The following is a 13,319-nucleotide window of genomic DNA, read 5'->3' as shown; positions in this document are numbered from 1 at the left end:
ATGGACGGCGGGGACGCCCGCCCCGGTCGCCCGGCGGACGAACACGGCCGAAACCCGCCAGCCCGGTCGCTGTCCTGCTGCGACAGTGAGTCGGCGATCTCCAGGCCATTCATATCGAGGAAGGGACCACGACGATGTCCGAGTCGACCGACCCCTATGTGCTCTCCCCGACCGAAGGCGGACGCCTGTTGACCGGAGCGCCGTGGACCCGCCTGGCGATCGTGGGCGACAGCGTCGCCGAGGGCGTCACCGAGCCGTACGCCGGCTACGGGCTGGGCGCCTGGTACGACCTGGTGGTGCCGGCGCTGCGCACGGTCCGGCCGGAGCTGGTCCACGTCAACCTCGGCCGGCGCAACCTGCTCACCGCGGAGGTCCGGGAGAGCCAGCTGCAGGCGGCCCTGGACTTCGAGCCCGACCTGGTGGTGGCGTTCTGCGGCGGCAACGACGCGTTCCGCCGGGAGTTCGACCCGGACGCCGTCGAGGAGCAGCTGACGGCGCTGTTCGAGCCGCTCAGCGCCACCGGCGCGACGCTGGTGACCTCGGGTTTCTTCGACATCGTCGGCAACCCGCACTTCGACCCGAGGTACCGCGAGGTGGCGCGCGAGCGGCTGGCGGCGATCTCGGTGCGCATGCAGGCCGTGTCGGAGCGCCTGAAGGCCGTGTACCTGGACATGCAGAGCCACCCGACGTCCCGGGAGGCCTCGATCTGGTCCGGCGACGGCATCCACCTCAACGCCCGCGGGCAGGCGGTGCTGGGCACCGAGGTGATCCGCGCGCTGGCCGACCGACTCGGCAATCCGGTGCGCTGACCTGGCCGTGTCAGCCCCGTTTCAGCGCCGTGCCAGCCCGACGCCGAAGCATGGTCCGCGCAGTCATCGCTCGGGGACCGTGATGGTCGGCAGAGGAGCTCACCGTGATCGTTATTGGGTACAACGGTTTTACCGACGGCGCTGAAACGTTTGGCCGGCTGTACGGGGCGACCGGCATCGACCGGCACAGCATTCTGGGGCACGACGCGGCGGCTGCCCTGTTCGTGGACGGCGAATTGGTGGCCGCGGTCGAGGAGGAGCGGCTCAACCGGGAGAAGAAGACCTCCGACTTCCCGGTGAATTCCGTGCGCTGGTGCCTGGAGACCGCCGGAAAGTCCCTGGAGGACGTCGATTTCTTCGCCTTCCCGTGGGCCTTCTCGCCCGAACTGACCGCCGACATGATCGGCGACATCAGCGGGGCCGGCCTGACGGTCGAGCAGAAATTCGACCGGCTGCGGCGCTTCGGCGAGCTCTACACCGGCCTGGTGAGCAAGGAGGCGATCCTCGCCGACCTCCGGCGGCGCACCGGCCTCGACATCCCGGCGGACAAGCTCGTCCTGGTGCCGCACCACCTCGCCCACCTGATGTGCGGCCACTACCTGGCGGGCGGCGAGGACACCGCCTTCCTGATCAGCGACGGCCGGGCCGAGCGGCTCTCGTCCATCATGGGCGAGGTGCGGGACGGCCGGATCCAGGTCTTCGAGAACACCGTCGTCGGCGTCACCCACTCCCTGGCGCTGCTGTTCGGCGAGATCACCCGCTACCTGGGGTTCATGCCGAACAACGACGAGTACAAGGTGATGGGCCTGGCCGGCTTCACCGGGCCGCGGTCGGACAACCCGCTGCTGAAGCACGTCGTCGAGCTGCAGGAGAACGGCCGGTACGCGCTCGCCCTCGCCAACGAGCCGAGCGGCACCCGGGCCTACTACGGGCTGCTCGACGAGCTCTACGGCGTCCGTGAGGGCGAGCGCGAGGAGCTGGACTTCCGGATCCGGCTGGCCCGGGACGCCCAGGAGATGATCGAGGTCGTCACCGCCCACCAGCTCGGCGCGCTCCAGGCCCGCACCGACCTGCGGCGGCTGGTCTTCGAGGGCGGGCTGGCGCTCAACTGCGTCAACAACACCAAGCTGCTGGAGGAGTCGGGCTTCACCGACATCCAGGTCAGCTTCGGCGCCAGCGACCCGGGCGTCGCGATCGGCGCCGCGGCCTTCGTCAACGGCGTGCAGCGCAGGCCGAGGCGGACGCCCGCCACGCCGTACCTGGGCCCCTCGTACGACGACGACGCGATCACCGCGGCGCTCCGCGAGCAGGCCGAGTACGTCGAGTGGACCGAGCTCGACCCCGCGGACCTCGCCCGGGAGACCGCGAAGCTGCTGAGCGAGAAGACCGTCATCGGCTGGTTCCAGGGCCGCACGGAGTACGGCCCGCGGGCGCTAGGCAACCGCAGCATCCTGGCCAACCCCGGCTTCCCCGACATCAAGGACATCATCAACACCCGGGTCAAGCACCGGGAGCCGTTCCGGCCGTTCGCCCCGGTCGTCCTGGAGCACGAGGCGCCGAAGGTCTTCGAGATGGGCAAGAAGAGCTCCTCGCCGTACATGACCTTCGTCTTCCCGGTGAAGCCGGAGCACCAGGAGGCCATCCCCGGTGCCTGCCACGTCGACGGCACCTCCCGGGTGCAGACCATCACCGACGAGTCGAACCCGCTGCTGGCCGAACTGCTCCGGACCTTCACCGAACTGACCGGCGTGCCCTGCCTGTTGAACACCTCGTTCAACGTCGCGGGCGAGCCCATCGTCAACTCCCCGGCCGACGCGATCCAGTGCTTCCTCGGCACCGAGATCGACCACCTGGTCCTCGGACGCTTCCTGGTCGGCAAGCGGGCGCCGCAGCGCTGAGCGGGCCGGGAGAGGAGACCGGGTGATGAGCCCGTCCGTGCACGGAATGCTCGACGCGGCCCTCGCCGAGCTGCTCCGTACGTCCGACCGGGCCGTGGCGCTCGACGAGGCGAGCATCGCCGCGGTCGAGTGCGCGCTCCAGATCGTGTCGGCCAAGGAGCAGGTCGGCCTTTCCCCCGCGGACGAGGCACTCGAATCGGCCCGCGAGGCGCTGGCGTCCGCCCGGGCGTCGGTCCTGGCGGCCACCTGTGCCGTCCGTTCCATCGACGAGAGCCGACGTGGAGTCGGCTGAGACGGGAGGTGACCGCGTGGCGCGAACGGAGACCTCGCTCACCCGGGAGCTCGCCGACTGGGCGTCCGGGCTGCGGTTCGCCGACCTGCCGGAGCGGATCGTCGGCGCGGCGACCAGCCAGTTCATGTCCCACCTCGCGGTGCTCCGGGCGAGCCTCGGCCACCCGCTCGGGCGGAGACTGGTCGACGCGTTCGGCCCGCCGACCGCCGCCGACCCCGGCCGGGCCGCCTACGTCCTGGCCGGGCTGTCCTCCTGCCTCTACTTCGAGGACAGCCTGTACGTCGGCCACGTCACCCACTCGTCGATCAACGTGCCGCTGGCCTACCGGCAGGAACGGCGACTGACCGGGCAGCAGCTGCTGGCCGCCCTGGTCGCCTCCGGCGAGTGCGCCGCCCGGGTGACCGCCGCGGCGGCCCTCGGCCCGCTGCGCGGCCAGGGCTCCTCGTACACCCAGCTGATCGGCGCGGCCGCGGCCCGGCTGCACGTGACGGGCGCGCCGGCCCGGCAGTGGGTCGACGCGTGGGGGCTGGCGCTGGCCGCGCCGCCCTGGCCGCTGCGGCGCGCCGTCCTGGGCAGCGACGCCAAGGTGCTCTCGGCGGCGGTGCCGGTGCGGATCGCCCTGGACGCCTGCGACGCGGCGGCGGCCGGGATCGGCGGCGCCGCCGACATCCTCGAACACCCCGGCGGCCTGCTGGCGAAGTTCTCCCAGGTGCCGTCGCCGGAGGTGGTCACGCTCGGCCTCGGCAGCCGCTGGCACACCGACAGCCTGACCATCAAGATGCACCCGGCCGGCGCGTACGTCGACGCCGCCGTCGACTGCGCGGCGCGGCTGCACGGGCAGCTGTCGCCGGCGGACCTGGCCGACATCGAGGAGATCGTCGTCTCCGCCGCCCGGCTGACCATCCACATGGACGGCGAAGGCGCCCCGTACCTCGACCGGGAACGGTCGGCGATCATGGCGCTCAACGTGTCCGTCGGCTACAACGTGGCGACGACCCTCGTCACCGGGAGCGTCCGCCCCTCCGACCTGGCCGAACCGGCCCTCGCGGACCCCGTCCGCTGGGAGCTGGCCGCCAAGGTCCGCCTGGAGTACGACGAACAGCTGAGCCGCCGCCTGCTGGCCGCCACCGCCCCGCTCGGCGAGGCGCTGCGCCAGGCCGGCGACCGGGCCCGGGACTGGCTCGCCGCCTTCGCCGGCGGCCCGGCGCTCGCCGACTCGACCCCGCTGGACGAGCCGAGCAAGACCTTCGAACAGGCCGACAAGGCGATCGGCGCCCGGCTGCGCGTCACCCTGCGGGACGGGCGCGTCCTCACCGCGGCCAGTGACAGCGCCCTCGGATCCGCCGGCCCCGAGACCCGCAGGACCCATCGGACGCTCGTCCGGGACAAGCTCGCCGCGACGGGCGTCCCCCCGGAGCTGACGGCCGCACTGGAACGCGTCGCCGAGCTGGACGCGACGGAACTCGACGACGTGGTGCGGGCCGCGCTGTCCTGCCGGTGACCCCGGACCCGCCCTTTCACCCGCACCGGAAGACGACTGAGCAGAGAGGTTGCGCACCGTGCCGAACGACGCCCCGCGGTTCTCCTACCCGGTGAAGCGCAAGGACCCGACCAGGCCGCCCGAGGAGTACGCCCAGGCGCTCGCCGAGGAACCGGTCTGCCCGATCACCCTGGCCACCGGGGACGCCGCCTGGTTCGTGACCCGGTACGAGGACGTCCGGACGGTGCTGTCCGACCGGCGGTTCAGCCGGGAGGCGCTGTTCGCCCCGGGTACCGCCCGCGCCCAGGTCGTCGAACCGGACCCGGACAGCCTGCTCAACATGGACCCGCCGCGCCACAGCGCCCTGCGCAGGCTCGCCAACCGGGCCTTCTCGAACAAGCGGGTGGAGGGCCTGCGCCCGTACATCCGGCAGGTGGCCGACGAACTCCTGGACGCGATGGAGACGATGACCGGCCCGGTCGACCTCGCCGACGTGTACGCCCGCCCGCTGGCGCTGCGGGTGGTCTGCCGGGCGCTCGGCGTGCCGTTCGAGGACCACCCGAAGTTCGGGTCCTGGAGCGACCACTTCATGTCGCTCACCAAGTACTCCGCGGCGGAGATCGTCCGGGCCAACGACGAGATGCGGGCCTACTTCGCCGGCCTGGTGAAGCAGAAGCGGGCCGAACCCGGCGACGACCTGATCAGCGCCCTGGTGCAGATCCACGACGAGGAGGGCGCGCCCTCCGAGGCCGAGATCATCGGGATCGGCGTGCTGCTGCTGCTGGCCGGCCACGACACCACGGTCACGGTGCTGTGCGGCGGCACGGCGACCCTGCTGTCCGAACCCGAGCAGCTCGCCATGCTGCGGGCCGACCCGGAGCTCTACCCCGGCGCCGTCGAGGAGCTGATCCGGCTCAACGGCCCCGGCGGCGGCACCTCCATCCGGATCGCCACCACCGACGTCGAGCTCGGGGGCCGGGTCATCCCGGCGGGCTCCGCGGTGCTCGCCTCGGTCGGCACCGCCAGCCGCGACGGCGCCGTCCACCCCGACCCGGACCGCTGCGACATCCGGCGCCCCGAGCGGACGCAGATCGCGTTCGGCGCGGGCCCGCACTTCTGCATCGGCGCCGGTCTGGCCAAGGCCGAACTGGAGATCAGCCTGCGGGCCCTGTTCGAGCGGTTCCCGACGCTGCGGCTGGCGGTCTGCCCGCACGAGCTCCGCTGGAAGGACTTCGCGGCGCTGGGCGGCTGGGAGGAGCTGCCCGTCGCATGGGGGTGACCGGGGCGGCGACGACCCCCGCCCCGGCCGGGGCCGCGTTCTTCGACGTGGACGAGACCCTGATCGCGATCCAGAGCATGCCCCGCTTCCTGCGCCACCACTTCGCGGCGTCGGGACGGCCCTCCTCGGCGTTCGCCGACGCGGTCGCGGAGCTCCGTGCGCTGGCGGCCCGGGGCGTGCCCAGGGCCGAAGTGTCACAGGCCTACTACCGGCACTTCGCGGGCAGCGACGTCAAGGAGGTCGCCGAACAGGGCCGCGACTGGTTCGCCTCCGAGCTGGTGGGCGACCGCCTCTTCCTGCCGCAGACCCTCCGGGCCTTCCGGGAGCACGCGGACAGCGGTCGCCCCATCGTCCTGGTCTCCGGCTCCCTCCCGCCCTGCCTGCACCCGCTCGCCGAACTCCTGGGCGCGACCGCGGTGATCTGCGCGGAGCCGGAGGAGGCCGAGGGCCGGTACACCGGCGGCCTGGTCAGGGCGATGATCGGCCCGGACAAGGCGGACGCGGTCCTGAGGTTCACCCGGGAGCGCGGCATCCGCCGGGCCGACTGCCACGCCTACGGCGACCACGGCTCGGACCTGCCCATGCTGCGGGCCGTCGGCCACCCGGTGGTGGTGGGGGACGACCCGACGCTGCGGGACGCCCCGGACGCGGCCGGCTGGCCCCGGCTGCCGGGCGTGGTCTCCGGCCGACCCGATCAGCGAAATTCGGACCCGGTCGTCAGGGCTGAAGACTGCGGCCGAATCCCGCCAGCGGGGGGGCCGCGAACCTGCCAAGGTTGATCGAAGTGCCCGCCCTCAAGGAGTAATTGAACACATGACCACGAATTCGGCGGCTCCTTCCGGACAGCCCGGTTTCCCGGTGGTGGTGACCCTGGCGTCCGGCGCGATCTTCCTCTCCATCCTCGACGCCACCGTCGCCAATCTGGCCGTGACGGACATGCACGTCAGCTACCCCACGGCCTCCGCGACGGACCTCACCTGGGTCATCTCGCTCTACGCCATCGTCTTCGCGGCCTTCCTCGCGCCGGCCGGCCGACTCGCGGACGTGATCGGGCGGCGGGCGCTCTACACGGCCGGCATGGGCGTCTTCACCGTCATGTCGCTGCTGTGCGCGGTCGCCCCCAACCTGCCGGTGCTGCTGGGCGCCCGCGCACTCCAGGGCCTCGGCGCGGCGGCCATGATCCCGGCCTCGCTCGCGGTCGTCCTGGTCGACACCCCGCCCGCCCGCCGGGCCGGCGCCATCGGGATCTGGGCCGCCGCCGCGTCCGCGGCCGCGGCCGCCGGGCCCAGCCTCGGCGGGATCCTGATCGACAGCGTCGGGTGGCGGTCGGTCTTCTTCATCAACGTGCCGATCGGCATCGCGCTGCTGGTGGGCATCCGGGTGGTGCCGAAGTCGCGGTCCACCGGCCGGATCCCCGACGCGCTCGGCACCCTGCTGCTGGCCACCGGCGTGTTCCTGCTCGTCCTCGGCGTCACGGAGGGCCCGACCTGGCACTGGGGAGACCTCCGCGTGCTCGGCTGCCTGCTGGCCGGAGCCGTCCTGCTGGGCCTCGCCCTGCTCCGCTCCCGCCGCCACCCGGCCCCTGCCGTGGAGACCGGGCTCTGGAAGAACCGGACCTTCGCGCTGGCCAACCTCGTCTCGCTGTTCTTCGGCGCCGCGCTGTACGCCTGGATGCTGATCGGCGCGCTCTTCCTGGTCGACGTCTGGCACTACTCGCGGATCGCGGCGGGCCTGTCGATGAGTCCGGGCGCGATCCTCTCGGCGATCGTGGCCGGCGTCGTCGGCCGGACGCTGAGCCGGCGCAACCCGCGGATCGTGGTGTCCCTGGGGGCCCTCGCGGTGGTGGCCGCCGCCCTCTGGCTGGCCCTGGCCCTCTCCCCGCACCCCCAGCTGTGGACCATGTGGCTCCCGGTCGGCCTGCTCGCCGGCCTCGGCATGGGCGCCGTCAGCACGGGCGTCTCCAGCGCCGCGGCCCTCTCCGTCGAACCCGCCCGGTTCGCCGGCGCCACCGGACTCAACATGGCGGTCCGCCAGATCGGCGGCGCCCTCGGCATCGCCGCCCTGGCCGCCATCCTCGCCCCCGCGGCCCCCGGCGCCGCCGCCCCCTACGCCCACGTCGTCCTGTTCTGCTGCGCCATGATGGCGATCACCGCCCTGATCGGCCTCGGCCTCTCCCTCCACCACCACAAGCCCGCCCCGGCCACCCCCGCCGAAACCCCGCCGAAGCCCCAGCCCGCCCAACGGTGACCCCCCGTACGCCCGCCCGGCCCGCCCCTCTCGAATGCTGGTCCGCATGCTCCGGGACGTGCGACGATGCCGGTATGAATCGGCTCGCGGGCGCGACCTCGCCGTACTTGCTGCAGCACGCTGACAACCCCGTCGACTGGTGGCCCTGGGGCCCCGAGGCGTTCGAGGAGGCGGAACGGCGCGGCGTGCCCGTCCTCCTGTCGGTCGGTTACGCGGCGTGTCATTGGTGCCATGTGATGGCCCATGAGTCGTTCGAGGACGAGGCGACGGCCGGGTTCCTGAACGAGCGGTTCGTGGCGGTGAAGGTCGACCGGGAGGAGCGGCCGGACGTCGACGCGGTGTACATGGAGGCGGTGCAGGCGGCCACGGGGCAGGGCGGGTGGCCGATGACGGTGTTCCTGACGCCGGAGAAGGAGCCGTTCTACTTCGGGACGTACTTCCCGCCCGAGCCGCGGCGCGGGATGCCGTCGTTCCGGCAGGTGCTGGAGGGCGTGGACAAGGCGTGGACCGGGCGGCGGGCCGAGGTCGGGGAGGTGGCGGCGCGGATCGGCAAGGATCTCGCGGAGCGGTCCTCGGTGTACGCGGTGGGCAGCGGCATCGGGCAGCCGCCCGGGGAGAGTGAACTGCACGGCGCGGTCGTGGAGTTGACGCGGTCGTTCGACGAGCGGCGGGGCGGGTTCGGCCGGGCGCCGAAGTTCCCGCCGTCGATGGTGCTGGAGTTCCTGCTGCGGCACCACGCCCGGACGGGTTCGGAGGCCGCGCTGGAGATGGTGCAGCGGACCTGCGAGGCGATGGCGCGCGGCGGGATCTACGACCAGCTGGGCGGCGGCTTCGCCCGGTACGCGGTGGACGGCACCTGGACGGTGCCGCACTTCGAGAAAATGCTCTACGACAACGCGCTGCTGCTGCGGGTGTACCTGCACCTGTGGCGGGCCACCGGCGATGAGCAGGCCCGCCGGGTCGCGCTGGAGACCGCCGACTTCCTGCTGCGCGAACTGCGCACCGAGCAGGGCGGGTTCGCGTCCGCGCTGGACGCCGACTCGCTGGACGCGGCGACCGGGAGGACGGCCGAGGGCGCGTACTACGCGTGGACGCCCGAGCAGCTGACGGAGGTGCTGGGGGAGGCGGACGCCGCCCTCGCGGTGGAGCTGTTCGACGTCACCGGCACCTTCGAGCACGGCAGTTCGGTGCTGCAGCTCCCGCACGACCCGGCGGATTCGGCCAGGTACCGGGAGATCCGGACGAAGCTGTTCGAGGCCCGGGCGAAGCGCCCCGCCCCGGCGCGGGACGACAAGGTGGTCGCGGCCTGGAACGGCCTGGCGATCGCCGCCCTGGCCGAGGCGGGCGCGCTGCTGGAGCGCCCCGACCTGGTGGAGGCCGCCGAGCGGGCCGCCGACCTGCTGATCGCCGTCCACCTGACGGCCGAGGGCCGGTTGCTGCGCACCTCGCGGGACGGTGTCGCGGGCGCGAACGCGGGCGTGCTGGAGGACTACGCGGACACCGCGGAGGGCTTCCTCGCGCTGTACGCGGTCGGCGGCGAGGCGTCCTGGCTGCAACTCGCCGGGGAACTGCTCGACCTGGTGCTGCTGCACTTCACGGACGAGAAGTCCGGCGCGCTGTACGACACCGCCGACGACGCCGAGCAGCTGATCCGCCGCCCGCAGGACCCCACCGACAACGCCGCCCCGTCCGGGTGGACGGCCGCCGCCGGGGCGCTGCTCACGTACGCCGCGTACACCGGCTCCGCGCGCCACCGCACTGCCGCGGAGCGGGCGCTCGGCATCGTCTCGACGCTCGGCGCCCGCGCGCCGCGGTTCACCGGCTGGGGACTGGCCGTCGCGGAGGCGCTGCTCGACGGGCCGCGCGAGGTCGCGGTGGTCGGCCCGGCCGGCGACGCCGGGCGCGCCGCGCTGCACCTGGCCGCGCTGCGGTCGACCGCCCCCGGCGTGGCGGTGGCGGTCGGCGAGGTCGGCGACACCGAGGTGCCGCTGCTCGCCGACCGTCCGCTGCTGGACGGGAAGCCCGCCGCGTACGTCTGCCGGCACTTCACCTGCGAGCGGCCCACCGCGGACGTCGCCGAGCTGGCGGAGCGCCTGCGCGCGCACTGACGGAGGAACGAACGGTGCCGTCGACCGGAAACCACTGGTCGACGGCGCCGCCGGTGGGGGAGGATGCGCCATGGGCTGGACACTCACCACGTCACTGGACGACTTCCGCACCGCAGCCGGGGAGTTCCTCGCGGCCGACCCCGCCGAGAACACCGTGCTGCTCACCATCCTCGACCGCCTCACCCGGGACGGCCTGCACGCCTACGGCGACCGGTCACCGGTCTTCGGCTGGTGGCACGGCCCGGACGGCGCCGTCGCCGGCGCCTGCCTGCGCACCCCGCCGTACGGGCAGCGGCTCGGCCGGATGCCGGCGGTCGCCGCCGAGGAACTGGCCCGGCGGCTCGCCGCCGACGGTGAGCGCCCCGACGCGGTGGGCGGCGAGCACGGCACCGCCCTGGCCTTCGCCGCCGAGTGGCATCGGACCACCGGCATCACCTGGCGCCTGGATCACACTGAACGGCTGTTCCGGCTCGGCGAGTTGACGCCTCCGCCGGCCCCGCCCGCCGGTCGCGCCAGGCTCGCCGCGCCCGCCGACCGGGAGACCGTCGCCCAGTGGCTGGTGGACTTCTGCGTCGAGGCCGAACTCCAGGCGCCCGCCGATCCGTTCGCCGACGCTGACCAGCGGATCGCCGCCGAGACCCTGCTGCTCTGGGAGACCGACGGCCGACGGGTGGTCGCGCTCGCCGGGGCCAGCCCCGCCGTCGCCGGGATGTCCCGGATAGGCCCCGTCTACACCCCGCCCGCCGACCGCGGCCGCGGCTACGCCAGCGCGCTGACGGCCGCCGTCACCGTGCACGCGCAGTCGCGCGGCGCGGACGAGGTGCTGCTCTACACGGACCTGTCCAACCCGGTCAGCAACGCGATCTACCAGCGGCTCGGCTACCGGCCGGTCAACGACGCGGCCGAGGTCGCCTTCGAGTAGCACGCCACGAAAGGGCCCCGGGGAGAACCCTCTGGGGCCCTTTCGCATGCCCCGGGCGCCGGGGGCCCAGCGAGGACGCAGGGCGCGGGCCCCGGCGAGGACGCAGGGTGCCGGCCTCGGCGAGGACCCCGGGTGCGGGCCTCAGCGAGGACGCAGGGTGCGGTAGCCCGGGTGGACGCCGGGGGTGAGCTGCTGCTGGGCGGCGATCCGGCCGAGCAGCGCGATCAGCTGGGCGTGCTCCTCGGGGGCGAGGGCCTGGGTGACGTCCTGCTCGTGCGCCATGGCGGTGTCGCGCAGCCGGCCCAGCAGGGCCAGGCCCCGGTCGGTGAGGTGCAGGGCGTACAGCCGGCGGTCCTCCGCGTTGCGGCGGCGCTCGATCAGGCCGCGCTGCTCCAGGCCGTCGGCGAACGGGACGAAGCGGCTGGGCGGCATGCCGAGCGCGTCGGCGAGTTCGCGCTGGCTGCGGCCGGGGTTCTGTACCAGCAGCCGGAGCAGGCCGGCCTGCGCAGGGGTGAGGTCGAGCTCGGCGATCCGCTGCGCGAACCGCTCGGCGGCGTGCGCGCCGAGCTGTGCCAGCAGGAACGCCGCTCCGCCGCCCGGGCCGGGCGGCCCCTGCGGTCCGCCGCCGCGCCGGTCCGGCTGGTCCGCCTGGTCCGGCTGGTCCGCCTCTCGATCCATGCTCATGCCGACATCGTACCCGTTTGACAATCGTTCCACCGTGTAATCATTATTCCGAGTGTATCGATGGATGCGTGTCCACGGACGTCATGGGAGGAACCATGAGCACCACCGCCCCGCCCCGCCCGGCTCCCGCCGGCCGGTCGAAGAGCCGCCCGCAGACCGGCCCGCCGCTGCTCGCCCCGACCGTCTCGGTCACCGCGCTGACGATCGCCTACACCGTGGTCAACCGCGCCACCCCGCATCCGGACGCCACCGGCGCCGAAGTGGTGCGGTACGCGCAGGAGCACGGCGGGGCGGCCCGGCTCGGGGCGCTGCTGCTGCTCGCCGCGGCGGTGCCGCTGGCGCTGTGCGCGGCGCTGCTCTACCGGCGGCTGCGGGCGCTCGGGATCACCGCGCCCGGCTCGGCGATCACGCTGGTCGGCGGCGTGGTCGCGGCGTCCGCGCTGGTGCTGAGCGCGGCCGCCGGGTGGGCGGGCGGTCGGCTGTCGGCCGACGCGCCGCCGGCGCTGGGCCGGGCGCTGGCGGACGTGTCGTTCCTGGCCGGCGGGCCTGCGTTCGCGGTCGGCTTCGGCCTGCTGGCGGCGGGTGTCTCGGTGTCGGCGATGCTCGCCGACCTGCTGCCCCGCGCGGTGACCTGGGCCGGCCTGGTGGTGGCCGCCGCCGGGATGCTCGCGCTGTTCGCCCTGGTGGCGGACGGCTTCATGTACCTGCTGCCGGTGGTCCGGTTCGGCGGCCTGGTGTGGCTGCTGTTCGTGGCCGCCCTGCTGCCGAAGACCCGCCGCCGCAGCACCGAACACTGACCGAACGAAGCGCAGACACAGGGGAGTTGAGCGAGATGACCGGAACGTACGCGGAGCTGGAGGGCCGGACGGTGGTGGTCACCGGCGGTTCGCGCGGGATCGGCGCGCACACCGCGCGGGCGTTCGCCGCGCAGGGCGCGTCGGTGTGCGTGGTCGGCCGGGACGAGGCGGCGCTGGCGGCGGTGGTCGGGGGGATCACCGGCGCGGGCGGCGAGGCGACGGCCGCCGTCGCCGACGTGACGGACGCGCGGGCGCTGGACGGCGTGCGCCGGTCGGTGACGGAGCGGTTCGGCGCGGTGGACGTGCTGGCGGCGTTCGCCGGAGGCCAGGGCTTCCCGGTGCCGACGGCGGAGCTGTCCGAGCAGCGCTGGCGCGAGGTGCTGGACTCCGATCTGACCTCGGTGTTCCTCACCGTGCAGGCCTTCCTGCCGGGCATGCTGGAGCGCGGCTCCGGCAGCATCCTGACGATGTCCTCGGCGGCCGGCCGGCAGCCCAGCGGCGCCAACCTGGCGTACGGGGTGGCCAACGCGGGCGTGGTGATGCTGACCAGGCACCTGGCCACCGAGCTGGGGCCGCACGGCATCCGGGTCAACTGCCTGGCCCCGTCGGCGATCCTGACCGAGAAGGTGCAGGCCCGGATGCCCGCCGAGGTGCAGGCCAAGGTCGCGGCCACCCACCCGCTGGGCCGGCTCGGCACCCCGGCGGACGTGGCGGAGGCCGCGCTGTTCCTGTCCTCCGACGGCGCGGGCTGGCTGACCGGCCTGACGGTCGACGTGGCCGGCGGCCGCATCACCAACTAGGGA

At 73.8% G+C, this 13,319-nt stretch carries 12 protein-coding genes; 11 read left to right on the top strand and 1 reads right to left on the bottom strand.

Going from position 1 to position 13,319, the window contains the following annotated elements; translation table 11 throughout:
• Positions 1 to 134: 134 nt before the first annotated feature.
• The 9 genes from ACI1MP_RS15960 (at position 135) to ACI1MP_RS15920 (ending at position 11,035) form a co-directional block, all read left to right on the top strand.
• Positions 135 to 809 (top strand): SGNH/GDSL hydrolase family protein, encoded by a 675-nt coding sequence (locus tag ACI1MP_RS15960; RefSeq protein WP_404868889.1) that lies wholly within the window; start codon positions 135 to 137, stop codon positions 807 to 809.
• A gap of 104 nt (positions 810 to 913) precedes the next feature.
• Positions 914 to 2,707 (top strand): carbamoyltransferase, encoded by a 1,794-nt coding sequence (locus ACI1MP_RS15955; RefSeq protein WP_404868888.1) that lies wholly within the window; start codon positions 914 to 916, stop codon positions 2,705 to 2,707.
• A 25-nt stretch (positions 2,708 to 2,732) separates the two neighbouring features.
• The gene (locus ACI1MP_RS15950) at positions 2,733 to 2,999 is read left to right on the top strand and encodes a hypothetical protein (RefSeq protein WP_043915828.1); all 267 of its coding nucleotides are present in this window, start codon (positions 2,733 to 2,735) and stop codon (positions 2,997 to 2,999) included.
• A gap of 16 nt (positions 3,000 to 3,015) precedes the next feature.
• On the top strand, positions 3,016 to 4,500 hold the full coding sequence (locus tag ACI1MP_RS15945; RefSeq protein ID WP_404868887.1) for an MmgE/PrpD family protein: 1,485 nt from the start codon (positions 3,016 to 3,018) through the stop codon (positions 4,498 to 4,500).
• A gap of 58 nt (positions 4,501 to 4,558) precedes the next feature.
• Entirely contained in the window at positions 4,559 to 5,758 is a 1,200-nt protein-coding gene (locus ACI1MP_RS15940) for a cytochrome P450 (protein WP_380334905.1), read from the top strand.
• Entirely contained in the window at positions 5,749 to 6,537 is a 789-nt protein-coding gene (locus tag ACI1MP_RS15935; protein ID WP_404868886.1) for an HAD family hydrolase, read from the top strand. Before ACI1MP_RS15940 ends, ACI1MP_RS15935 begins: the two co-directional genes overlap by 10 nt.
• Before the next feature lie 34 nt (positions 6,538 to 6,571).
• Positions 6,572 to 8,005, top strand: a complete 1,434-nt coding sequence (locus ACI1MP_RS15930) for a DHA2 family efflux MFS transporter permease subunit (RefSeq protein WP_380334912.1) — start codon at positions 6,572 to 6,574, stop codon at positions 8,003 to 8,005.
• 74 nt (positions 8,006 to 8,079) lie between these two features.
• Positions 8,080 to 10,113: a thioredoxin domain-containing protein gene (locus ACI1MP_RS15925; RefSeq protein ID WP_404868885.1), complete on the top strand. Its 2,034-nt coding sequence runs from the start codon at positions 8,080 to 8,082 to the stop codon at positions 10,111 to 10,113.
• 70 nt (positions 10,114 to 10,183) lie between these two features.
• A complete protein-coding gene (locus ACI1MP_RS15920) occupies positions 10,184 to 11,035 on the top strand; it encodes a GNAT family N-acetyltransferase (protein ID WP_380334928.1) in 852 nt (283 codons plus the stop codon).
• A 141-nt stretch (positions 11,036 to 11,176) separates the two neighbouring features.
• On the opposite strand, the gene ACI1MP_RS15915 is transcribed toward ACI1MP_RS15920, so the two are convergent.
• Complete coding sequence (locus ACI1MP_RS15915; protein WP_404868884.1) at positions 11,177 to 11,719, bottom strand: MarR family winged helix-turn-helix transcriptional regulator; 543 nt, start codon at positions 11,717 to 11,719, stop codon at positions 11,177 to 11,179.
• 95 nt (positions 11,720 to 11,814) lie between these two features.
• Here ACI1MP_RS15915 and ACI1MP_RS15910 point away from each other — a divergent pair, with 95 nt between their 5' ends.
• Positions 11,815 to 12,516 carry a DUF4386 domain-containing protein gene (locus ACI1MP_RS15910; RefSeq protein WP_404868883.1) on the top strand — a complete coding sequence of 234 codons (702 nt, stop codon included), beginning with the start codon at positions 11,815 to 11,817 and terminating at the stop codon, positions 12,514 to 12,516.
• A 35-nt stretch (positions 12,517 to 12,551) separates the two neighbouring features.
• Positions 12,552 to 13,316 (top strand): SDR family NAD(P)-dependent oxidoreductase, encoded by a 765-nt coding sequence (locus tag ACI1MP_RS15905; protein ID WP_404868882.1) that lies wholly within the window; start codon positions 12,552 to 12,554, stop codon positions 13,314 to 13,316.
• Positions 13,317 to 13,319 lie beyond the last annotated feature (3 nt).

It is taken from the genome of Kitasatospora griseola, from assembly GCF_044999035.1.
In the GTDB taxonomy this organism is placed as follows: Bacteria; Actinomycetota; Actinomycetes; order Streptomycetales; family Streptomycetaceae; genus Kitasatospora; species Kitasatospora griseola.
The sequence above is the reverse complement of the archived record's forward strand: the minus strand, read 5'-3'. Positions and strand labels throughout refer to the sequence as shown.

Excerpts from the sequence above, each read along its gene's own strand:
- ACI1MP_RS15910 (WP_404868883.1), top strand. The coding sequence starts at position 11,815 with ATGAGCACCACCGCCCCGCCCCGCCCGGCTCCCGCCGGCCGGTCGAAG.
- ACI1MP_RS15930 (WP_380334912.1), top strand. The coding sequence starts at position 6,572 with ATGACCACGAATTCGGCGGCTCCTTCCGGACAGCCCGGTTTCCCGGTG.
- ACI1MP_RS15920 (WP_380334928.1), top strand. The coding sequence starts at position 10,184 with ATGGGCTGGACACTCACCACGTCACTGGACGACTTCCGCACCGCAGCC.
- ACI1MP_RS15935 (WP_404868886.1), top strand. The coding sequence starts at position 5,749 with ATGGGGGTGACCGGGGCGGCGACGACCCCCGCCCCGGCCGGGGCCGCG.
- ACI1MP_RS15960 (WP_404868889.1), top strand. The coding sequence starts at position 135 with ATGTCCGAGTCGACCGACCCCTATGTGCTCTCCCCGACCGAAGGCGGA.
- ACI1MP_RS15905 (WP_404868882.1), top strand. The coding sequence starts at position 12,552 with ATGACCGGAACGTACGCGGAGCTGGAGGGCCGGACGGTGGTGGTCACC.
- ACI1MP_RS15925 (WP_404868885.1), top strand. The coding sequence starts at position 8,080 with ATGAATCGGCTCGCGGGCGCGACCTCGCCGTACTTGCTGCAGCACGCT.
- ACI1MP_RS15950 (WP_043915828.1), top strand. The coding sequence starts at position 2,733 with ATGAGCCCGTCCGTGCACGGAATGCTCGACGCGGCCCTCGCCGAGCTG.
- ACI1MP_RS15915 (WP_404868884.1), bottom strand. The coding sequence starts at position 11,719 with ATGAGCATGGATCGAGAGGCGGACCAGCCGGACCAGGCGGACCAGCCG.